The sequence below is a fragment of the Bacteroides sp. MSK.20.82 genome, assembly GCF_019052485.1.
Taxonomy (GTDB): Bacteria; Bacteroidota; Bacteroidia; order Bacteroidales; family Bacteroidaceae; genus Bacteroides; species Bacteroides thetaiotaomicron.
The window spans coordinates 74,599-98,109 of sequence record NZ_JAHQUN010000007.1; the positions used below are offsets into that span (position 1 = coordinate 74,599).

Below are 23,511 nucleotides of genomic sequence, written 5' to 3' on the forward strand. Positions count from 1 at the left end.
GTTCGATTATTTGATGACATAAATGAAGCTGAGGCCGATTTTGGTCGGACCGAAATAGTTGCGAGTGTTGTGCCCGAGTTTTTCACCTCCGTCACCGCGGGCATATTTATCATATTTCAGACGGGCGTAACCGACTCCGACGGTTGCTTCCATGCTCCAGCGTTTGCTGATAATCCACTGGTATCCGTAAGAGATGCCGGCTCCGTACAGACTGCCGTCATAGCGGTCGTGCCCCATTCCGAATATATTCAGGTTGCTGACATTCATTTCTCCGTAGTGTCCGTGCAGGCCGAAGAAACTTCCGTTGAAACGTTCGCAGAGCCAGTAGCGCAATTCCGGTTGTACGAGCCAGTGCTTGATCTGGCAGTCGTTGCCAAACTTCCACGGATTGTAGTTGCCGGATACATCGAGGGTGATTTTCTTTGCCAGTCCGACTTCGAATCCCAGGTTGGGAGTGCTCGTAGCCCAGTAGAGGGCATTGGTCTTGATGGCGAATTTGGGTAAATAAGTTTCATTCCGTTGTACTTGCGCATACGCACTTGTACCCAATACGAGCAGGAAACCGGCTGCTAATAAAAGTTTAATTGTTCTCATTTTTGTTAGGGTCTAGGTTTTATTAAAATGATATGCGATAAACACATGATTGTGTGACTTTGTTGTGTAAACCCGTAGAAAAGATTCCTTGCCCGTATCCGTCATAAAGATGTTTAAGGGCATAAATGCTAACAAATTCGGCAAATGATACGTTTACTATATAAAAATACCTTTGTGTAATCAATATGACAACTAATTAATTTATTACTGACTATTTTTACACATAACATTAATACAAACAGCCTATGAAAGAGCTTATCAAGAATCTGGAAGAACTGAACAGGAAAGCAGAAAAAGGTGGCGGGGATGCCCGTATTGAGAAACAGCACTCTGTGGGCAAGCTGACCGCCCGTGAACGCATTGACTTACTTCTGGAAAAAGGGTCGTTTATCGAACTTGATAAACTGGTGACCCACCGGTGTACTGACTTTGGTATGGAAAAACAGAAATTCTCCGGTGACGGGGTAGTGACTGGTTACGGAATGATTGGCAAACGGCTGGTCTATGTTTTTGCACAGGACTTCACCGTATTCGGAGGGGCTCTTTCGGAGACACACGCCAAGAAGATTTGCAAAGTGATGGACATGGCGATGCAGATGGGAGCGCCTATTATCGGACTCAATGATTCCGGTGGTGCGCGCATTCAGGAAGGTGTCCGTTCTTTGGCAGGATATGCGGAGATTTTCCTTCGCAATTCCATGGCTTCGGGAGTCATTCCGCAGATCAGTGCTATCATGGGTCCGTGTGCCGGTGGTGCCGTTTATTCTCCTGCACTGACCGATTTTATTCTGATGGTCAAGAACTCCGGCTATATGTTTATCACCGGACCGGACGTAGTCAAGAGTGTGACACAGGAAGAAGTAAGCAAGGAAGATCTGGGTGGAGTGGGCATCCACATGACAAAGTCCGGCGTGGCGCATCTATCGGCCGAAAATGATATTGAATGTATCAATTATATCCGCGAACTTATTTCTTATCTGCCGGGCAACAATATGGAAGAGCCTCCTTTCGTTGTCACCAACGACTCGCCGACCCGCCTGACACCCGAACTGTCCGACTTGGTGCCTACCAATCCGAATCAGCCCTATAATATAAAGGAGATGATAGAAGCGGTGGCCGACGATAATAACTTCTTTGAACTTCAGGCAGAATTTGCCGCGAACATCGTTACCGGATATATCCGTCTGAACGGAAAGACGATAGGGGTGGTAGCCAATCAGCCGCTGGTGCTGGCAGGAACACTGGACATCAATGCCTCTATAAAGGCTGCCCGTTTCGTTCGCTTCTGCGATGCTTTCAATATACCTTTGCTGACTCTGGTCGATGTTCCGGGATTCCTTCCGGGAGTAGATCAGGAATATGGCGGAATCATCCGTAACGGCGCGAAGCTGCTTTATGCTTACTGCGAAGCTACTGTGCCGAAAGTGACCGTTATCACCCGTAAGGCTTATGGAGGCGCTTATGATGTGATGAGTTCCAAGCATATCCGTGGCGATGTCAATCTGGCTTTCCCCACTGCCGAAATCGCTGTGATGGGACCGGACGGGGCAGTAAATATCCTGTTCAAGAAAGAGATCGAAAAGTCACAGACTCCCGGAGAAAGGCGAAAGGAACTTCAGAGCGATTATCGTGAAAAGTTTGCCAATCCTTACCGCGCAGCGGAATTGGGCTATGTGGATGAAGTGATCGATCCGGCCGTTACCCGTCTGCGCCTGATACGCAGTTTCGAAATGCTGGCCAACAAACGTCAGTCCAATCCGCCTAAGAAACACTCGAACATTCCACTTTAATAAATGGAAAGTTGAAAGTTGAAAATGGAGAGTGATCAATTAAAAGAAACAGATTATGATAAAGAAAATATTAGTTGCTAATCGTGGAGAGATAGCCATGCGCATCTTCCGTACTTGCCGGGTGATGAATATTTCGACGGTGGCTGTTTACACGCATGTAGACAGGGGAGCTTTGCATGTTCGCTATGCGGAGGAGGCTTATTGCATCTCCAGTTCGCCGGAGGATACTTCTTATTTGAAGCCGGAGTTGATACTGGCCATTGCCAAAAAGACCGGAGCCGCCATTCATCCGGGATATGGGTTCTTGTCGGAGAATGCCGACTTTGCCCGTCGCTGCGAAGAAGAAGGAGTGATCTTTATCGGGCCCGGTGCCGATATTATTGCTAAGATGGGGATCAAGACTGAGGCACGCAAAATCATGCGTGAAGCGGGGCTGCCCATCGTTCCCGGAACGGAAACTCCCGTGCAGGGGATCGAAGAAGTGAAGAAGGTTGCTAAGGAAGTAGGTTATCCTATTATGTTGAAAGCGCTTGCCGGAGGAGGCGGTAAGGGGATGCGTCTGGTCCGTTCCGAAGAAGAAGCGGAGACGGCTCTTCGTCTGTCTCAGTCCGAGGCGGGTACTTCTTTCGGAAATGATGCGGTCTATATAGAGAAATATATCGAGAATCCGCACCATATCGAGGTGCAGATTATGGGAGATAAATATGGCAATGTGGTTCATCTGGGCGAGCGTGAATGTTCCATTCAGCGACGTAATCAGAAGGTGATCGAGGAGTCTCCGTCACCGTTTGTGAAAGACGAAACCCGTAAGAAGATGCTGAAAGTAGCCGTAGAGGCTTGCAAGCGGATCGGTTATTACAGTGCCGGCACGCTGGAGTTCATGATGGATAAAGACCAGAACTTCTATTTCCTTGAAATGAATACCCGTTTGCAGGTAGAACATCCGGTGACGGAGGAATGTACCGGCGTCGATCTGGTGCGTGACATGATCACGGTGGCTGCGGGCAATCCGTTGCCGTATAAGCAGGAAGATATAAAATTCAGCGGAGCTGCCATCGAATGCCGTATCTATGCCGAAGATCCGGAGAATAACTTTATGCCATCTCCCGGAGTGATAGCCGTTCGTGAGGCTCCCGAAGGCCGTAATCTCCGTCTGGACAGTGCCGCCTATGCCGGATTCGAAGTTTCCCTGCACTATGACCCGATGATTGCCAAGCTCTGCTGCTGGGGGCGTACCCGCGAATCCGCCATCTCCAACATGGCACGTGCCTTGCGTGAGTATAAGATTCTGGGCATCAAGACGACGATTCCTTTCCATCAGCGTGTGTTGAAGAATGCCGCTTTCCTCGAAGGAAAATATGATACGACTTTCATCGACACCCGTTTTGACAAGGAAGACTTGAAGCGTCGGCAGAATACCGACCCGACTGTTGCCGTGATCGCTGCCGCCGTCAGGCATTACGAGAGGGAAAAAGAAGCTGCATCCCGTGCCACCACGCTCCCTGTAGTGGGCGAATCTCTCTGGAAGTATTATGGCAAGTTGCAGATGACTGCCAATAATTATTGAATAAGTTGAGAGTTGAAAATTGAGTTGGTTATTTATTAAAATTAGAAAGATATGGGTACATCGTTAGCGACTTATTATGCCAAGCTTCTGGATATGCCGGACAGTGAATATAAGGTAGAGATTCTGGAAGACGGACCGATCAAGAAGATAGCGGTCAACGGTAAAATATATGAGGTCGATTACAATATGGGAGGCGACTCCATTCATTCGATCATCATCGATCATCACTCGCATGGAGTGCAGATTTCCCCTTCTTCCAATAATTCTTATACCATCATGAATAAGGGTGAGCTTTATCAGATAGAGCTACAGGGAGAGATGGAAAAGATACACAATGCCCGTGCTGGTACGGAAGCCGTAGGGCGTCAGGTAGTACAGGCGCCGATGCCGGGGGTGATCCTGAAAATATACGTGAAGAAGGGAGACGAAGTCAAGCGTGGAGACCCGCTTTGCGTATTGGTGGCCATGAAAATGGAAAACGAGATTCGTTCTGTTACCGACGGAGTAGTGAAAGAAGTCTTTGTCGAAGACGGTATGAAGGTCGGTTTGAACGACCGGATTATGGTGATTGAATGATTCTTGAAAAAATAAAGGTGTTTTACGTACTTATCTCAAAAGTTTTCTTTACTTTTGGCAGATAAGTACGTATTTATATCCGGATGTCTTATGAACAACGAACAAACAAAAGAAGCACTGAAAGAGGAATTGGAGTTGCTTAGAAAAGAAAATGAGCAACTGAAGCGACAACTTCGATCTCTGGAACAGAATAAACAACCTGAAGAAAGCTCCACCAGCTTTCAGGAAAGGTATGCCGTTAAAATCTTAAATTCCTTACCGGACATGCTGACGGTGTTCAACCACAACGAAGTGGGGATTGAAGTCGTATCCAATGAAGAAACCAATCATGTCGGGATATCCAACAAAGATTTTGAAGGAATGCACATGTGCCAGATGGTGCCTCCCGAAGCCTATCAGAACATCCACGCCAATATGCAGAAAGTGATCGCCACGCGGACTGTCTCGGCGGCGCATCACGACATGGATTTCAACGGCTCCCACCATTACTACGAGAACCGGATTTTTCCGTTGGATGAAGAATACGTTCTGATCATGTGTCGTGACATCACGGAAAGAGTGGCCACCCAGCAACAGCTGGAGATATTCAAAAGCGTACTCGACAAAGTCAGTGACAGCATTCTTGCCGTTTCCAGTGACGGAACGCTGGTATATGCCAACAAGCAATTTATGGAAGAGTACGGTGTCACCCAACAGATGGGTACCCAGAAAATATACGACCTGCCCGTCTCTATGCGCACACCGGAGTTATGGGAAGCCAAACTGAAAGATATACGAGATAATGGCGGAAGCTTTTCATACCGTGCAGCGTATGTGCGCAAAGGCGAGGAGAAAAACAGAGTACACCAAGTCTCTACCTACCTTACACAGGAAGATGATACGGAGCTTATCTGGTTTTTTACGCAGGACATTACCGATGTGATCAAGAAGCGGGATGAACTTCGTGAATTGAACCTCCTGCTGGACGGCATTCTGAATAATGTCCCCGTCTATCTGTATGTGAAAGATCCCGAAGACGATTTCAGATATCTGTATTGGAACAAGGCATTTGCCGAACATTCCAAGATTCCCGCCTCCCGGGCAATCGGCCGCACGGACTTTGAGATCTTTCCGGAGCGTGCGGATGCCGAAAGGTTTCGCAGGGATGATCTGGAATTGATCCGGACGCATGAACGGATTGATATGCAGGAGACTTACGTGGCGGCCACCGGTGAGACCCGTATTGTGCAGACACTGAAAGCGCTTGTCCCGATGGAAGGGCGCGAACCGCTTCTGATCGGCATCTCCTGGGATATCACTAACTTTCAGAATATCGAACAGGAACTGATTAAGGCACGCATCAAGGCAGAGCAATCCGACAGATTAAAAACCGCCTTCCTTGCCAATATGAGCCATGAAATCCGGACACCGCTGAATGCGATTGTCGGTTTCTCCAATCTGTTGCCTTCTGCCGAAACCCTTGAAGAAGAAAAACTCTATTCGAGCATTATCAATCAGAACTCAGAGATCCTGTTGCAGCTGATTAATGACATCTTGGACTTGTCGAAGATAGAAGCCGGTACATTGGAATACGTCAGACAGCCGATGAATCTGGGTGAAGTATGCCGGAATATCTATCAGATTCATAAGGATCGTGTGCAGGAAGGAGTGACCCTTATTTTGGACAATGAAGACGATGACCTGATTATTGAAGAAGACCGGAACCGCATTGCGCAGGTTATCACCAACTTCCTCACCAATGCTGGTAAATTCACGCTTTCCGGTGAAATCCGCTTTGGCTTTAAAGTCGATAATCAATGTATCCGTTTTTATGTGAAGGATACAGGCATCGGAATAGCTCCCGACAAGGTGGGACATATTTTCGACCGTTTTGTCAAGTTGAACTCGTTTGCGCAGGGGACAGGTCTCGGACTTGCCATCTGCCGGATGATCATAGAGAAGATAGGAGGGGAGATCGGAGCCACTTCGGAAGTAGGCAAAGGATCGACTTTCTTCTTTACGATACCTTATAAAGAACACTCGGATGACCGTATTGCATTTTCCGAGGTTTCGGAAACGAAATACATCAGCCACACCATCAAGAGGGTGCAGAAGATCAAGAAAATTCTGGTAGCTGAAGATGTGGACAGCAACTTTGTACTGATCAAGAATATGATCGGCAAAGATTACACCCTGCTATGGGCGAAAGATGGCTTTGAGGCGGTGGAAATGTATAAACAGTTCCAGCCGGATTTGATTCTGATGGACATCAAGATGCCTCGTATGGGTGGACTGGAGGCTACCCGCATTATTCGTTCCTATTCGAAGGAGATTCCTGTCATAGCCTTGACTGCCTATGCTTTCGAAGCGGACAAGGAGCAGGCTTTGGAAGCCGGCTGTAATGACTTTGTCACGAAGCCGGTTTCAAAAGCAGCATTGGAAGAGGCGTTGGGGAAGTGTTCGGGGTAGCAACTACAAGTGATTATATTATACTCACTTTCCTATCTCGGGAACTAATAAGAACTTTGTTTCCGGAAAGTACTTTTCGAGCCAAGTCCGTATAAACTCCATCGTATCATCCTGAATCGTTTTATCCTCTACTGTCGGATAAAGATTATAGAATACTGTAGCCAGAACAATGCCCCGTTTCTGTATGGCTTCAAGACTCAGGAGAGTATGATTGATGCTGCCCAGCTTTCCGGAAGTCACGAAGATAAGCGGATATTTCTCCTGTGCGATATAGTCAATTGTCAGGAGCTCCGTAGTCAGAGGAACCATCAGACCGCCCGCGCCTTCAAGCAGAACACAGTCATACCGTTCGCTTAATACTTCGGTGGCATGCTTGATCTTGTCGAAATCGATGGGACGATGATCCAGTCGGGAAGCCAGATGGGGGGAGGCGGGATAAGAAAAGATCTCCGGCATGGTCAGTCCTTCCTGATCTTCCCAGGTGAAAGGGATTTCCATAATGCGCCGATGCAGGTCTATATCTTCGGAATGCCCCACATTTCCTGTCTGGATAAACTTCTGCGTAATGGTTCTTTTGCCGTTTTTATTCCATTCGCGTGCCAGGTAGCCGGTCGCATAACTTTTGCCGGCATCGGTATCGATACCGCTTACAAAATATACATTCTGTTTCATACTTTTTTCTTTTTTGCTATGATATAAATAGGGTGATATGTCAGGGACACTGAAGTGCCCTGTGTAAATTCTTGTGTGTAACGTTCGCAAAAATGCTGCAAATCACGACGGGTCCAAGTCTGTTTCTCGTGTTTCGGATAGAGGGATGATTGCGCTGACAAACCATTCACCCCCGTCTGCTTCAGATGATACAGCACTTTCATCGGATCTTCGAAAGAAAGGGGGATCAGCTCTTCTTCTGAGTACAGTATATCAAAGTGAAAAGACAGAGCTGCTTCAAGCTCTTCCTTTGAACGATAGGGCAGTCCCTTTCCGGTAAGCTCACGTATCTCCTTCATATTCTTTTTCCCAAAAGTACTGAAAGCAAAGTATCCCTGACTGTGGAGCAATGTATTACACCTTTTGAAGAACTCCTCCGGCGACTCGAACCATTGCAAAGCGGAACAGGAAGTAATCAACGTACTTTTATCCGGAAAAGGAATCGTCTCCGCATCTCCGGAAAGAAAAGAGACTTGTTTCTCTCTTAATAAATCTTCGCAGCAATACCTCATCTCCGGACATAAGTCATTCAGAAGCAACTCTTCCGGACGAAGGGTGCGGAGCAACATTCGGGAGTAAATGCCCGTCCCGCATCCGAACTCGATCACTTTCGGGCAGGGAGAGGGAATATGCTTCTGAAGCAGGCGGATCATTTTATCTGCTATCTGCCGTTGTACATTTGCCTCACGGGGATAGGTGGAGATGGCTTTTGAGAAACGTTCTGCAATAATTGTCTTATTCATTGATCAATGATTATTTAATGTTCATGATTACCTCATTAAAAAGCTCCTGCTGATAATGGGCAGCTTCGACGTGCAGGAGGGAGTCTGCCTTATTTCTCCATGCCTGCTCTTGATGGTCCGGAAGGAAAATCCGGTCGTTATCTCCGATGATGGCTGTCTGCCAGACAAACTCCGAAGGGAGGGATGACAGGTATTGCTGCCGGATGGCGGCAAGCTCTTCTTTCAGTTCTTCAACCGGACGTTTGGGAGCCATTGTCTGAAAAACCTTGTAATCAGCAGCGGAACCACACATTCTTCGCTGAAATTTCAGTAGGGTTTGTTCGTTCAGTCCTTGCAGGGTGCCTTCAAAAACGGATGGCGTGATTCCTTCCGTTTCGTGTATCGGATAAAGTGTTCCGTTGATGGCGGTACTTTGGGAAACAGGCAGGGAGGGATATTGCTTCATTACCTGCGAAGCCGCCCAGACTCCCATCGACCATGCGATCAGCGTAATCTTGGAATATGCCTGTATCAAAGTCGTATCGAATTCCAACGAACGATAATCGTAACAAATCATCCAGTCACATTCCGCCGGATGGATATGTCGGAAAGGCGTTTCGTCCATTCCCCATCCTGCGAAGAATAGTAGAAGGTGCTTTTCATTGTTCCTGATAATAAAAGTCTGTTTCATCCGTTAATGATTTCTATAAGTGTATCGATTTCTTTTTCTGTGATGTCCGCTGTCAATGAGAAGCGGATACGGGAAGTCCCTTCGGGTACTGTAGGCGGGCGTACCGGCAGGGCATAGAATCCCTTGCGTTGCAATTCTTCTGCCTTCCTGATGGTATCTTCGCTTGCTCCGACCACCATCGGCACGATGTGGCTGACGGAAGGACAGTTGTATCCCTTCTCGGTTAGTGCTTCTTTCAGTTTCCGGCTGATTTGCAGCAGATGCTCCCTTTTGCTCCGGAAATCGACGAAGTGTTTCAGTACCCATGCGGTCCACTGGATATTGACAGGAGGAAGGGCTGTCGTGAAGATAAAGGTACGCATCTTATTGATCAGATATTCCCGGATGGTCTGCCGGCAGACGATATATGCGCCGGCGGATGCTGCCGCCTTCCCGAATGTTCCTACCAGAAAGTCGATGTCGTTGATGCAGTTTTGTTCTTCGGCACATCCTAAGCCTTTCTCGCCCCGTGCTCCGAAAGCGTGGGCTTCGTCTACATAGAGAAGAAGATTGGAGTAATCGTGTTTCAATCGTACCAGCGCTTGCAGGTCAGCTTCGTCTCCGTCCATGCTGAAGATACTCTCGGTAACGATGATCATCTTCTCATACATACCGTGGTTTTCTTCAAGAAGACGCCGGAGCTGGGCTAAGTCATTGTGCCGGTACCGGATACATTTGGCAGATGATAATCTGATTCCGTCTATCAGGCTGGCATGTACGAGTTTGTCCGCAAGGATCAATGTACGGGTATCACTGACGGCAGGAAGTATCCCGGTGTTGGCGTGGTATCCGCTATTGAACAGAAGGGCACTTTCTGCTCCGAACATAGTGGCCAGTTGCTGTTCCAGTTCCTGATAGGCAGTGAAGTTGCCTGTCAGCAGGCGGGAGGAAGAGGAAGTGGGCAGAAAGGTTTCCGGAGTGATGGTCTTTAAGAACGCTTCTCTTAAAGAGACTTCATTGGCTAACCCCAGATAATCATTGGATGATAAGTTCAGCATCCGTCGTCCGTCTACTGTCACGTCTCTTCCATCATGAATCAACTGTGGGAGGGAACGGTAATTCTTCTTCTCTTTTAAAGTCAGAAGTTCTTGATTGATAGAGTCTAAAATCATAATCTATTCATTTATACAATAAATTTAGGCACGGATGACACGGATTAGGCATTGTGATTGCGCAAAGCAACCGTGTTATCCGTGTAATCCGTGCCTAACCTTTTGAGAAGATCGTTGAGTTACATCTCTCTGACTATTTTAAGTACTCCGGAAGTCAGTTTGCTTAATTGCTCCGGAGAGATGATGAACGGGGGCATCAGGTAGACCAGTTTTCCGAACGGACGTACCCAGATACCTTCTTCTACGAAGCGGCGTTGCATATATGCCATGCTCACCGAACGTTCTGTCTGGATGACTCCTATGGCTCCTAATATCCGTACATCCGCTACTTGCGGAAACTTGCGGGCGGGAGCCAGTTCTTCTTTTAACTGAGCTTCGATTCGTTTCACATTCTCTGCCCAGCCGGAGTCGAGCAGTAACCGGACAGAAGCACACGCCACCGCACACGCGAGCGGATTCCCCATAAAGGTAGGACCGTGCATAAAAGCCTTTGGGGCATGATTGGAGATGGTATCTGCTATCTGATTGCTTGCCAATACGGCAGACAGTGTCATGTATCCTCCGGTCAGCGCCTTTCCGATGCACATGATGTCCGGTTCCACTCCGGCGTGTTCCCAGGCAAAGAGTTTGCCGGTGCGTCCGAATCCTGTGGCTATTTCGTCAAAGATCAGGAGGATATCGTGTTCTTTGCAGAGTTTTTCCGCTTCACGCAGATACTGCGGGTGATAAAACCACATACCGCCTGCTCCCTGAACAATGGGTTCGAGGATGAGCGCCGCCAGTTCTTTAGAGTGTTTCTCTATCGTTTCCCGCAGGGGGATGATGTCGTCCGGATTCCATTCTCCGTCAAATCGCGAAGAGGGGGCCGGAACGAAATATCGGACAGGAAGCGATGAACCGAAAAGACTGTGCATCCCGGTAACGGGATCGCATACGGACATGGCATTCCAAGTGTCACCGTGATAACCGGAACGGATGGTTACGAAATTGTTTTTGTCGGGCTTTCCGGCTGCATACCAATATTGCACGGCCATCTTCAAGGCAACTTCTACCGCCACCGAACCGGAATCCGCATAAAATATCTTTTGCATGGATGGGGGAACCAAGGGCAACAGCAGTTTGCCTAACTCGATGGCCGGATCATGAGTCAGTCCTCCGAACATGACATGGGACATCTTGTCTAACTGGTCTTTTGCCGCCTGATTCAATACCGGATGATTGTATCCGTGCACAGCACACCACCAGGACGACATTCCCTCGATGAGTGTCCGCCCGTCTTCGAGTGTGATCGTTGCTCCGTCCGCCCGCTTTACTTTGTAGACAGGCAATGGATCGGTAGTAGAAGTATAAGGATGCCACAAATGCTCGCGGTCAAATTGAGAGTCGGCGAAGTGGTAACCTTCTTCCAGAATCATCTTCTTGTCGTCGGAAACCTTGGAACCGAGTGTGGTCAGCAAATCGCCCACGATGGCGGAATTGATGCCGACAAACAAGGCTTTGCGCATGGCTTCTGGAGTGAGCTGCGAACGTCCTCCGGCGAAACGCAGGAAAGCGGTAGGATTGATGAAGCGGAACAGGGCGATGGTTCGCAGGATTTCTTCTTCGCTCAAAGCCTTTTCATTTTCCAGTGGAGTTCCGGGGATCGGACTTAGCAGGTTGATGGGGATGGACTGTACATTCAATTCCGCCAAAGTGAAAGCAAATTCAATACGTTGTTCCATTGTTTCTCCCATGCCGATGATGCCACCGCAGCAGATATCCATTCCTACCCGGCGGGCGGCGTCGAGAGTGGCCAGCTTCTGCTCTTGTGTATGTGTGGAGCAGAGTGTGGGGAAATAGGAAGGAGCTGTTTCGAGGTTGCAGTGATAGCGGGTGATTCCGGCTGTGTGCAGGGCGCGGAGTTCTTCTTCATTGAGTAATCCAAGGGATGCACAAAGTTGGATGGACGAATGTTTCCGCATAAGGCGGGCTGCATCGCAAAGTTGACTGATCTGTTTGGGAGAAGGTTTTCGTCCGCTGGTGACAAGGGAGAAACGGTTGACGTCTTGACTTTCGTTGTATTTTGCCTGTCGGAGACATTCTTCAGCGGGCAGGAGATCGTAAATCTCGGCTTGAGTCTTGTAGTGAGAGGATTGTGCACACCATTTGCAGTTCTCCGGACACCGGCCGGACTTGGCGTTGATGATGGAACACATATCGAACTCGTGCGAAGCACAAGTGACGGTAATCTCATGCGCGGCGGCATAAAGCGCCTCGCTGTCGGCCATGTTGGCCAGCCAAGTGGCTTGGGCGGACGATATGTCGAAGCCTGCCAGTACTTGGTCTTTGATTTCTTGAAGTGTCATAAATGTATGATATGGGATAGTAACTTTTGCATTCTGCTTGCGAAGAGCCACATCTACCACATTGGTATGCAGATGACCGATCTGAAATTCACGTCCCATACTCGCAAAAGCGGCATAGTTCTTCCTGCCCCAGTAGCGGAAGCGGGAAAGAAGGGAACGGGTGGTCTGTATGTGGCGCTGTTTCTTCATCAGGTTCTTGTTTTTTGAAGTTAAGAACGGGGCAAATGTACAAAGATTCTTTGGATAAGCAAGCGATACAATAATATACTGCAAATATATACTCTTACCTTGTATCGTTTATACACACCCTTTATCTTGTATTCTTTCTTCTATATTCCTTGCGTAAATTGAAATTGAATCCGACGTATATCTGAAGTGTTCCGAACCCGTTGTCCAGTGAAAAATTATTCCGGTGGTAATTATAGTTCTTTCCGACAAATGAAGTGCCGACGAAATATTTTCCGTTATTGTAGACAACTCCCGCACGGATCAGAAAATCCAGGTTAAAATTGCCGTACCATGTCTTCCCTTCATGGGTTTCTGCATCTACATCGGAGGCTTTGTAGGCTATGGCGGGAGTGAGAGACAGGCATGCCAGACAGTTGCGGGCAAATACCCAGTTATAGGCATAACCGAAACTGATATTGGCATTGGTGTATTTGATGTTGTTGACTTTCATGGCAGGATTCATCGCTTCCAGTATGAAATCCGGAAGTTCCGCATAGTCGAATTCAAGATTATGTTTTGAAATAGAAAAGCCTGCGATAAACGAACCTGCATTCCTGCGCTGATTGGTTGACTGGCTGAAAGCGGCAGGGTAGGAGAATTTGCGGTTGTTGAAGATATAGTATAGGTTCAGTCCCTTGATATCTACTTTTATCCCATTGAACTTTTCGGAGTAATTGGCGGGGACATCTTCCGGGAAACCGTTGATCTTATGAATCTTATAGTTGTTACCTGTGCGACGATAGAAGATGTCCACTCCCAGCTTGGAACTGTATAGACTTAAATCGAACTCGGTTCCCTTGTTCCTTCGGTTGGTCTTCCGGTAAATGTCGTCCACGTCTACAGACCATCCCAGGAAGATCCATCGCCAGCCGAAGTATAATCCTATCTTGTTATGCGGATTGGGAGAGAAACTCAGCTTCTGCGGTTGGGGCAGATTGCTGGTAACGGAATAATATTCAAAGTTGCTGAAATGGGTGGTCATCAATGCGTAATTATACCGGTTGTGACTGATATAAAGGGTGTCGAAGTCACTGAAATTCATGAACTTCCTGATCGCTCTCTTGAAAGCGCTTGGTTTGGCCGGTATCACAGAATCAGTTTGCAGACTATCGCTCATAAGGGTATCTCTCCTTTCAGTTTGGGCCTGTAAGGAGAGTGACAGAAACAGAAAAAGAGATAGAACAATTTGCTTCATCCTGTGATTTTTCGTTGCTATGATTGATGCTGTTCGTTTCACGAATGTACTACCTTTCGTTGATTTATACTAATAATCGTCTAAAAAAATGTTTCGTTTCCTAAACAAATGAGATATGTATTCTGTTAGTTAGAACAAGCAAATAAATCCTAAGCCACAAAATTATGAGAATCTATTTACGTTTATTAGTGGCGTTTCTATTGCTTTCTGCCGGCAATGTAGTGTATGCAGAAGCACAACAAGAGAAACGCGTAACGGGTACTGTGACTTCTGAAGGAGAGCCTTTACCCGGTGTTTCCGTACAAGTGAAAGGGGCCTCCTCCGGCACCATTACCGATATCGATGGAAACTATTCAATTGAAGCCCCTGCCAATGGGACTATCGTTTTCCGCTTTGTAGGATTGCGGACAGTGGAACAAGCGGTGAACAACCGGAATGTGATCAATGTCACCATGGAATCGGAGAGCAAAGAACTGGAAGAAGTGATGGTTGTAGCTTATGCTACCGCCAAAAAATATAGTTTTACCGGAGCTGCCTCGACAATGAAGGCGGGAGAGATTGAGAAGTTACAGACTTCCAGCGTCTCCCGTGTACTTGAAGGTACGGTATCCGGTGTGCAAGCCAGTGCTTCCAGCGGTCAGCCCGGTACGGATGCCGAAATCCGTATTCGTGGTATCGGTTCGATAAATGCTTCCAGTGCCCCGTTGTATGTGGTAGATGGCGTACCTTTTGATGGCAGCGTCAACTCGATCAATCCTGATGACATCGCTTCCATGACTGTGCTGAAAGATGCTGCATCTGCAGCTCTGTACGGTTCGCGTGGTGCGAACGGTGTGATTATCATTACCACAAAGCAGGGACAGCAGGACTCGAAAGCTACTGTCAAGGTGAAAGCTACACTGGGTGGTTCCAGTCGTGCGGTACGTGATTATGACCGCGTCAATACCAATCAGTATTTCGAACTTTACTGGGAAGCGCTTCGCAACCAGTATGCCAAGAGCTCCGATTATACCCCTGCCACCGCAGCTGCTCAGGCTTCCAAAGACTTGGTTACAAAATTGATGGGAGGCGGTCCGAATCCTTACGGTACACAATATCCGCAACCTGTGGGGACAGACGGAAAGCTGGCAGCAGGTGCTCGTCCGTTATGGAACTCCGACTGGAGTGACGCGATGGAGCAGCAAGCGCTTCGTACCGAACTGAATCTGAGTGTTTCCGGTGGTGGAAGGGCTAATCAATACTTCTTTTCTGCCGGCTACTTGAACGATAAAGGTATTGCACTCGAATCCGGCTACCAACGTTTCAACCTTCGTTCGAACGTGACCAGTGAAATGACTTCCTGGCTGAAAGGAAGCATCAACCTGAGTTTCGCCCATTCCATGCAGAATTATCCGGTTTCTTCGGATTCCAAAACAAGCAACGTGATTACTGCAGGACGTACTATGCCCGGATTTTATCCTATTTATGAAATGAATACGGACGGCAGCTACAAGCTGGATGACAATGGGGATCGTATCTACGATTTCGGTTCATACCGTCCTTCCGGTTCTATGGCTAACTGGAACTTGCCGGCTACCTTGCCTTTGGATAAATCGGAACGGATGAAAGATGAATTTTCCGGTCGTACTTATCTCGAAGCTACGATCATCGAAGGGCTGAAATTCAAGACAAGTTTCAACTTCGACCTGATCAACTATAATACGCTGGATTATACGAACCCGAAAATCGGTCCGGCTCTGGAAAACGGAGGTGGTTCCAGCCGCTTGAACTCACGTACTTTTTCATGGACATGGAACAATATCGCGTCGTATGATAAAACCATCGGTGATCATCACTTTAATGTGCTTGCCGGAATGGAAGCCTATTCGTACCGCTATGATGAACTGACTGCTTCACGTACGAAGATGGCACAGCCTGATATGCCCGAACTGGTAGTCGGCTCACAGTTGACAGGCGGTTCCGGTTATCGTATCGATTATGCTTTGGTGGGATATCTAACCCAGGCGCTTTATGACTATCAGAATAAATACTTTTTCTCCGCTTCCTTTCGTCGTGACGGTTCTTCCCGTTTTGCACCGGAGACTCGCTGGGGTAACTTCTGGTCTTTGGGAACTTCATGGCGTATCGACCGTGAAAGTTTTATGGCTTCCACTGCCAACTGGCTTTCTGCTCTGACATTAAAGATGAGCTACGGTGCACAGGGAAATGATAATCTGGGTACTTATTATGCAAGCAAGGGACTTTATGCCATTGTTTCCAATCTCGGAGAGAATGCCTTGGTTTCCGACCGTATGGCTACTCCGAACCTGAAATGGGAGACGAACCTAAACTTTAACGTCGGCGTTGATTTCTCACTGTTTAACAACCGTTTTTCCGGTTCGTTCGACTTCTTTACGCGTCGTTCCAAAGACTTACTTTATTCCCGTCCGATCGCTCCTTCCTTAGGATATGGGTCTATTGATGAGAATGTAGGTGCACTGAAGAATACAGGTATTGAGATGGTGCTGAACGGAACCATTATCAATCAGAATGGATGGGTATGGAAACTCGGAATGAACCTGACACATTATAAGAATAAGGTAACGGAACTTCCGCTGAAGGATATGCCGCAAAGTGGCGTGAATAAATTGCAGGTAGGGCGGTCAGTCTATGACTTCTATATGAAAGAATGGGCGGGAGTAGACCCTGACAACGGTAATCCACTGTGGTATATGGATGAGAAAGATGCCAATGATAATTTGACCGGAAAACGTGTCACAACAAGCGATTATGCTTCGGCAAGTTATTATTACGTCAATAAATCTTCCCTCCCGAAAGTTTATGGCGGTTTTAATACATCGCTTTCATGGAAAGGGTTCGATCTGTCCGCCATCTTTGCTTATAGTATCGGAGGATATATCTACAATCGTGATATTACCATGATTTTGCACAACGGAAGTTTGGAAGGCCGTGACTGGTCTACGGAAATATTGAAGAGATGGACACCGGAAAACCGTTATACAGACGTGCCGGCTTTGAGCACTACTTCCAATAACTGGAACTCAGCTTCCACCCGTTTCTTGCAGAACAATTCATATATGAGACTGAAAAACCTGACGCTATCTTACGATCTGCCGAAACAGTGGATCAGCAAACTGGCATTGAGCAGTGTCCAGGTGTTTGTGCAGGGAGATAACCTGTTTACTATTCACCGGAATCAGGGACTTGACCCTGAACAGGGAATCACGGGTATCACTTATTACCGTTATCCGGCTATGCGAACTATTTCCGGAGGTATCAATCTATCTTTCTAAAATTACACGATATATGAAAAAGATAAAAATTCAATCTATACTTACTGCTGTTGCCGGACTGTTTCTGGCAACGAGTTGTAGCAGTAGCTTTCTGGATACGGAACCGACGGATGCGGTAAGCTCCGATCAGGTAGCAGTAGCTGGAAATGCAGAACGTCTCTTCAACGGAGCTTGGTATAACCTGTTTGAATACGGAACGACGTATGCCAATATTGGTTATCGGGCACTTCAATGTCAGGATGATATGATGGCGAGCGATGTTGTCTCCCGTCCGAAATATGGGTTCAATTCTTCCTATCAGTTCAATGACGTGGCGATTTCTTCCGATGGAAGAACTTCGTTTGCCTGGTATCTGATCTATAAGACAATTGATAATTGCAACACTGCCATTTCGATTAAAGGTGACTCCGAGGAACTTCGGCAGGCACAGGGACAGGCATTGGCTTTGCGTGCCTTTTGCTATCTACATTTGGTACAGCATTATCAGTTTACATATTTGAAAGATAAAGATGCTCCTTGTGTGCCTATATATACGGAACCGACTACAAGCAGTACCGAGCCGAAAGGCAAATCGACAGTGGCGCAAGTTTATCAGCAGATCTTTGATGATTTGAATCTTGCACAGGATTATCTGATAAATTACGTCCGCAAGGGAGACGGGCAGAAATTCAAACCGAATACGGATGTTGTCAACGGTCTTCTGGCACGTGCTTACTTATTGACAGGACAATGGGGAGAAGCCGCCAAAGCTGCCGAAGCTGCACGCAAAGGATATTCATTAATGACTACCACTGCCGAATACGAAGGTTTTAATAATATTTCCAATAAAGAATGGATTTGGGGATCTCCTCAAACACTCTCGCAATCGGATGCAAGTTATAATTTCTACTATCTGGATGCAACATATGTCGGAGCTTACAGTAGCTTTATGGTCGATCCGCACTTGATGGATACTTTTGCTAAAGATGACATCCGTCTGCCTCTTTTCCAATGGATGCGTGAAGGATATCTGGGTTATAAGAAATTCCATATGCGTTCGGATGATACTGCAGATCTGGTACTGATGCGTTCGGCAGAAATGTATCTGATAGAAGCGGAAGCTAAGGCCAGGGATGGAGTAGCACTGGATCAGGCTGTTGCCCCATTGAATACATTACGTACTGCCCGTGGCGCAGGTAATTACGATGTGACAGGGAAAACGAAAGAGCAAGTGATCGACGAAATTCTGATGGAACGCCGGCGCGAGCTGTGGGGAGAAGGATTCGGTATAACGGATATACTCCGTAATCAGAAGGCGGTAGAACGTATGGCTCTATCTGAGGATATGCAGAAAACGGAAGTGGATTGCTGGCAGGAAGGCGGCAGTTTTGCGAAAAGAAATCCGTTAGGACATTGGTTCCTTAATTTCCCGGATGGTAAAGCGTTCTCAGCAAACAGTTCTTATTATCTGTATGCTATCCCTGAAAAAGAGATTAATGCAAACCCTAACTTATAAATAAATAGCTCTCTTAATTTTTTGACTTTGACCTTAACTTGTAGACCGGTATACGTCGTGACGATGCATACCGGTCGTTTTTTTATACCTGTATCTTCTGTTTCTTTAAATTGGGTAAAAAGAACGTGACTAATCCCAATAACGGCATATAAGCGCAAACGTTATAAACCGACTCAATTCCAAATTTATCAGCCATATTGCCAAGTACAGCCGAAGCGATACCTGCTACTCCGAAGGCAAAACCAAAGAAAAGACCGGAAATCAATCCTAGCTTGGTAGGGAGTAGCTCTTGCGCATAAAGCAGGATAGCCGGAAAAGCAGACGAAAGCATTAGTCCTACACAAAAACTTAAGATGATGGTCCATGCTAAAGTGGCATGCGGCATCAGTAAACTAAAAGGTGCAGCCCCTAAAATAGAAGCCCAAATCACATATTTACGTCCTACACGGTCACCGATAGGACCACCGAGTAATGTTCCGATAGCAGTAGCTACCAGAAAAATAAATAAGTATAATTGAGATTCCTGTACAGTTACATTGAATTTATGAATCAAATAGAATGTATAATAACTGGTAAGGCTTGCCATATAGATATACTTTGAGAAGATTAATATCAGTAGGATTCCGATAGATAAAGCAGTCTTATCCATCGGTAAAGGCAAATGTACAGCCTTTTTCACTGTAGCCTTTTGCTCTTTCATTCGGTTGAGATAAGATTTGTACCATTTGCAGATCGGAGACATGACTCCGATAGCAGCCAAAGCAAAAAGTGTAAAAACGGCTAGATGCTCTCTGCCATAAGGAGCCACCAGCAAAGCCACCAATAAAGGACCTAGTGAACCTCCTAAATTGCCTCCTACCTGAAATAACGATTGTGCCAGTCCCCGTTTTCCACCCGAGGCAAGAAAAGTGATACGTGATGCCTCCGGATGCAAGACGGAAGAACCGATTCCGATCAGAAAAACAGAGACCAGCATCCAGTAAAGATTGTTGGAGAATGCCAGATTGATCATTCCTATCATTGTAAAGCTTATTCCGATAGGTAGTGACCAGGCAACGGGATGTTTATCGAAGATGATTCCGGTGATTGGCTGGAATACCGAAGCCGAGAGTTGATAAACCAGTGTGATAAGGCCGATCTGTCCAAAGTTGAGTCCCAAATCGTCTTTGAATAATGGATAGGCTGCCGATATAACGGACTGCAAAAGATCATTGAGACAATGCGAAAGGCTTAGTGCGATGAGGATAGAAAATGTAATTCTTCCTACGGGTTGTTCCTGATTCTGTACCATAATACCTATTCTTTTGAAATGTTCCTGAAAAAATGACTGCAAAGGTACGTAAACTTCCCGTTTCTCAATATATTTGTCACAATTAAATCTATAAGTAATGAAGAAAGTAGTATTAGCGATGGATTCTTTCAAAGGGTGTCTTTCCTCATCAGAGGCGGAAAAGGCGGCGGAAGAAGGCATAAAGCTGGTTTGTCCGGATTGTGAAGTCATTCGTTTTCCGATAGCCGACGGAGGTGAGGGAATATTGACTGTCTTGGTAGAAGCAACACGAGGCACTTATCAGAAGATCATAGCGAATGATCCTTTGATGCGTCCGATAGAAACCACTTATGGAGTTTCGGGCGACAAATGCATTGCTTTTATTGAGATGGCCACCGTGAATGGTCTGCCGCTATTATCAGAAACGGAACGAAATCCGATGCTGACCACTACTTATGGAACCGGTGAATTGATATTGCACGCTATTGAACAGGGATATCGGGAATTTGTCATAGGTATCGGAGGAAGTGCTACGAATGATGCCGGAGTAGGTCTGTTACAAGCATTAGGAGCCCGATTTCTCGATAAGGATGGAGCAGTCTTGGGAAAAGGAGGCGAAATTCTGCATCGAATTGCCGCTATTGATTTTTCTTCCGTTCATCCTGCACTTAAAGATACTCGTTTCACGATAGCCTGTGATGTGCGCAATCCCTTTTGTGGCCCGGAAGGTGCTGCGCATGTTTTTGCCCGACAGAAGGGGGCGGATGATACAATGATAGAGAAATTAGATGTGGGTATGCAGTCTTTTTCCCGGTTGATCCATTCAACTACCGGAAGAGAAATTACTCACGTTCCCGGAGCAGGAGCTGCCGGAGGCTTGGGAGGTGCCTTTCTTGCTTTTCTGAATGCTGAACTAAAGCCCGGCATTGATTTACTGCTCCAAACATTGAAATTTAGTGAGAAAATAAAAGGTGCTGATCTGATCATAACCGGTGAGGGGAGAACAGACCGTCAATCTTTAATGGGAAAAGTACCCTCCGGAATATTAGAAGAGGCGAAACGACAAGGGATACCGGTCATTGTTGTGGCAGGCAGTATAGAGGATACGGAAATTCTGAATCAGGCAGGTTTTCAAGGTGTCTTTTCTATCATTCCTTCGCCCATGTCTTTGGAAACAGCCATGAAGCCGGAAGTTGCTAAGAAAAACATTTGCCGGACTGTTGCCCAAATTATCTCTTTAGTGAATTTATAATGGCGTTTGTAGTGTAAATTGTCGTTAATTCATTTTTGACTTACTGAACTATTCGTGGTACCTGATGTTGTTAAATAAAAAAGGAGGATAAAATGGGCTTTATTTGGTATATTATTATTGGTATTATAGCCGGCTTTCTTGCAGGTAAGATAATGCGTGGCGGAGGTTTTGGCCTTATTATAAATTTGTTACTTGGTATTCTCGGAGGAGTGCTGGGCGGTTGGGTATTTGCCCTTTTCGGACTTGCGGCTTCGGGATTGATTGGAAGTTTGATAACTTCTACCGTAGGAGCTATTCTGGTATTATGGATTGCTTCTTTATTCTCGAAATCTAAATAAAGATTTTATATAATTTATTTTTAATCTAAAAACAGAACTTAATTATGGAATGTAGACATGGAAATTTCTGGATTGGACTTGGAATTGGTTCAATCCTTGGTGCAGTAGCTTATCGTCTTTCACGTACAGCAAAAGCCAGACAGTTGGAGAGTGATATTTATAACGCTATTCACCGTATCGGTCGTGATGCTGAAATAGCAGCAGCCGAAGCTGAAAGAAAAGCAATGAATCTTGGCTTAAAAGCTGTTGAAACAGGAGCTAAGGTCGCAGATAAAGTAGCTGAAGAGGCTGATAAAGCAGTTGGAAAAGCAAAAGAAAAATGGGAGAAATAATCATCCTTGAAAGTGGTAATCAGGTTTAAAATAACTGGTTATCACTTTTCTTTTGTACTTATAGCTTCCTTCTTGAAAATCTACCTTAACCGGATACTGTCACTATCCTTCATATCTGCTTTTGCATAGAATAATCAGTGTGTGTCCGTACACATTTTACCTTTTACATCCCTTTTTTTTGTTCTTTTCACAGATAAAAAGCTTTTCTGTCATGGTGTTTATTACCTCCCAAACGAATATTTGATGGCTTTTTCCACTCTTTTTCTTATGTTTAACAACATACGTATTACTTGTCTTTCTTTGTTAAATATCTGAATATCATATTTATAGCATTTCTATAATAGAATGTGTGTGCGCACACACTTTTGCTTAATTCAATAATTCATTTTACATTTGTCGTCGAAAAACAAGATACTTATCAGTATATGGACAAAGAATTCTCAAATATTCGTATTGTAGACATCGCCAAGATGGCGGGAGTCTCTGTCGGTACGGTAGACCGGGTGATTCATAATCGTGGACGGGTATCTGAAGAGAACAGGAAGAAAGTCCAGACTATTCTGGAGATGGTTCATTATCAGCCGAATCTGATGGCTCGTTCGTTGGCATCTAAAAAACAATATCATTTTGTGGCAATTACTCCTTCTTTTACGCACGGAGAATATTGGGAAGCTATTTCTGAGGGTATCGATAAGGCGGCTTCAGAGATGGAATCTTATAATATAACGATCACTAAACTCTTTTTCGATCAATACAATAACAAGACATTTGATGATATTGTCCGCAACCTGTTGGATGAAAAAGTAGATGGGGTATTGATTGCAACACTGTTTACCGACTCTGTTATACGGCTTTCGCAAGAGCTTGACAGGAATGAAATTCCCTATGTTTATGTTGACTCCAATATTGAAGGGCAACATCAGTTGGCATATTTCGGAACGGAGTCTTATGATGCCGGAGTGATTGCTGCGCGATTATTGACAGACAAGATTTCTTCGACTTCGGATATTCTGATGGCACGAATTATTCATAGTGGAAAAAACGACTCAAATCAAGGAAAGAACCGGAGAGAAGGCTTTTGTCATTATCTGAAAGAAACAGGATTTACCGGAAATTTGCATGAAGTAGAATTGAAAATCAATGATTCGGTTTACAATTTTATCAAGCTGGACGAAATCTTTGAAGCGAATGCAACTATAGAAGGAGGCATCATCTTTAATTCAACTTGCTACATCTTAGGAAACTACCTGAAAGCAAGAGGAATGCAAAAAGTAAAATTGGTTGGCTACGATCTTATTGAAAGGAATACTCAACTGCTCTCCGATGGCGTTATCACTGCATTAGTAGCACAGCGTCCCGAACGACAAGGATATGATGGTATCAAATCATTGTGCAATCATTTGCTGTTCAAGCAGAACCCCGAAAAGGTGAACCTGATGCCGATTGATATTCTTCTAAAAGAAAATCTGAAATATTATCTGAACAATAAGTTATAAACCATATAAATAAAAGA

Annotated in this window: 18 protein-coding genes; 10 read left to right on the forward strand and 8 right to left on the reverse strand. The window is 45.8% G+C overall.

The window, feature by feature from the left end; all coding sequences use genetic code 11:
• Positions 1–6: 6 nt before the first annotated feature.
• Positions 7–594: a DUF3575 domain-containing protein gene (locus KTR07_RS08955; protein ID WP_062694832.1), complete on the reverse strand. Its 588-nt coding sequence runs from the start codon at positions 592–594 to the stop codon at positions 7–9.
• A 245-nt stretch (positions 595–839) separates the two neighbouring features.
• On the opposite strand from KTR07_RS08955, the gene KTR07_RS08960 reads away from it, so the two are divergent.
• The 4 genes from KTR07_RS08960 to KTR07_RS08975 all read left to right on the forward strand — a co-directional run bounded on the left by KTR07_RS08960 (position 840) and on the right by KTR07_RS08975 (position 6,975).
• Positions 840–2,384 carry an acyl-CoA carboxylase subunit beta gene (locus KTR07_RS08960; protein WP_217315351.1) on the forward strand — a complete coding sequence of 515 codons (1,545 nt, stop codon included), beginning with the start codon at positions 840–842 and terminating at the stop codon, positions 2,382–2,384.
• A gap of 55 nt (positions 2,385–2,439) precedes the next feature.
• The gene (accC, locus tag KTR07_RS08965) at positions 2,440–3,951 is read left to right on the forward strand and encodes an acetyl-CoA carboxylase biotin carboxylase subunit (protein ID WP_062694834.1); all 1,512 of its coding nucleotides are present in this window, start codon (positions 2,440–2,442) and stop codon (positions 3,949–3,951) included.
• 51 nt (positions 3,952–4,002) lie between these two features.
• Complete coding sequence (locus KTR07_RS08970; RefSeq protein ID WP_008762328.1) at positions 4,003–4,527, forward strand: biotin/lipoyl-containing protein; 525 nt, start codon at positions 4,003–4,005, stop codon at positions 4,525–4,527.
• Positions 4,528–4,617: 90 nt separating this feature from the next.
• Positions 4,618–6,975 (forward strand): PAS domain-containing protein, encoded by a 2,358-nt coding sequence (locus KTR07_RS08975; protein WP_062695918.1) that lies wholly within the window; start codon positions 4,618–4,620, stop codon positions 6,973–6,975.
• A gap of 24 nt (positions 6,976–6,999) precedes the next feature.
• On the opposite strand, the gene bioD is transcribed toward KTR07_RS08975, so the two are convergent.
• From bioD to KTR07_RS09005, 6 genes are all read right to left on the reverse strand, one after another.
• Positions 7,000–7,647, reverse strand: coding sequence for a dethiobiotin synthase (bioD, locus tag KTR07_RS08980; protein WP_217315353.1), 648 nt, complete (start codon positions 7,645–7,647; stop codon positions 7,000–7,002).
• Positions 7,644–8,429, reverse strand: a complete 786-nt coding sequence (bioC, locus tag KTR07_RS08985) for a malonyl-ACP O-methyltransferase BioC (protein WP_008764848.1) — start codon at positions 8,427–8,429, stop codon at positions 7,644–7,646. Before bioC ends, bioD begins: the two co-directional genes overlap by 4 nt.
• Positions 8,430–8,439: 10 nt before the next feature.
• Positions 8,440–9,099, reverse strand: coding sequence for a DUF452 family protein (locus KTR07_RS08990; RefSeq protein WP_008764849.1), 660 nt, complete (start codon positions 9,097–9,099; stop codon positions 8,440–8,442).
• On the reverse strand, positions 9,096–10,250 hold the full coding sequence (locus KTR07_RS08995) for an 8-amino-7-oxononanoate synthase (protein WP_008764850.1): 1,155 nt from the start codon (positions 10,248–10,250) through the stop codon (positions 9,096–9,098). The genes KTR07_RS08990 and KTR07_RS08995 overlap by 4 nt, the downstream gene beginning before the upstream one ends.
• 119 nt (positions 10,251–10,369) lie before the next feature.
• Complete coding sequence (gene bioA, locus KTR07_RS09000; RefSeq protein ID WP_008764851.1) at positions 10,370–12,784, reverse strand: adenosylmethionine--8-amino-7-oxononanoate transaminase; 2,415 nt, start codon at positions 12,782–12,784, stop codon at positions 10,370–10,372.
• 121 nt (positions 12,785–12,905) lie between these two features.
• Entirely contained in the window at positions 12,906–14,018 is a 1,113-nt protein-coding gene (locus KTR07_RS09005; protein WP_062694836.1) for a DUF4421 domain-containing protein, read from the reverse strand.
• A gap of 164 nt (positions 14,019–14,182) precedes the next feature.
• On the opposite strand from KTR07_RS09005, the gene KTR07_RS09010 reads away from it, so the two are divergent.
• Positions 14,183–17,311 carry a TonB-dependent receptor gene (locus KTR07_RS09010; protein ID WP_062694838.1) on the forward strand — a complete coding sequence of 1,043 codons (3,129 nt, stop codon included), beginning with the start codon at positions 14,183–14,185 and terminating at the stop codon, positions 17,309–17,311.
• Positions 17,312–17,324: 13 nt separating this feature from the next.
• Positions 17,325–18,806: a RagB/SusD family nutrient uptake outer membrane protein gene (locus tag KTR07_RS09015; RefSeq protein WP_062694840.1), complete on the forward strand. Its 1,482-nt coding sequence runs from the start codon at positions 17,325–17,327 to the stop codon at positions 18,804–18,806.
• A gap of 82 nt (positions 18,807–18,888) precedes the next feature.
• Here KTR07_RS09015 and KTR07_RS09020 read toward each other — a convergent pair whose 3' ends face one another.
• The gene (locus tag KTR07_RS09020) at positions 18,889–20,097 is read right to left on the reverse strand and encodes an MFS transporter (RefSeq protein WP_217315355.1); all 1,209 of its coding nucleotides are present in this window, start codon (positions 20,095–20,097) and stop codon (positions 18,889–18,891) included.
• Between the two features lie 97 nt (positions 20,098–20,194).
• Here KTR07_RS09020 and KTR07_RS09025 point away from each other — a divergent pair, with 97 nt between their 5' ends.
• The 4 genes from KTR07_RS09025 to KTR07_RS09040 all read left to right on the forward strand — a co-directional run bounded on the left by KTR07_RS09025 (position 20,195) and on the right by KTR07_RS09040 (position 23,494).
• Positions 20,195–21,328, forward strand: a complete 1,134-nt coding sequence (locus tag KTR07_RS09025; protein ID WP_055221038.1) for a glycerate kinase — start codon at positions 20,195–20,197, stop codon at positions 21,326–21,328.
• A gap of 92 nt (positions 21,329–21,420) precedes the next feature.
• Positions 21,421–21,666: a GlsB/YeaQ/YmgE family stress response membrane protein gene (locus KTR07_RS09030; RefSeq protein ID WP_008764857.1), complete on the forward strand. Its 246-nt coding sequence runs from the start codon at positions 21,421–21,423 to the stop codon at positions 21,664–21,666.
• A gap of 44 nt (positions 21,667–21,710) precedes the next feature.
• Positions 21,711–21,998: a YtxH domain-containing protein gene (locus KTR07_RS09035; protein WP_008762341.1), complete on the forward strand. Its 288-nt coding sequence runs from the start codon at positions 21,711–21,713 to the stop codon at positions 21,996–21,998.
• A gap of 425 nt (positions 21,999–22,423) precedes the next feature.
• On the forward strand, positions 22,424–23,494 hold the full coding sequence (locus KTR07_RS09040; protein WP_008762342.1) for a substrate-binding domain-containing protein: 1,071 nt from the start codon (positions 22,424–22,426) through the stop codon (positions 23,492–23,494).
• Positions 23,495–23,511 lie beyond the last annotated feature (17 nt).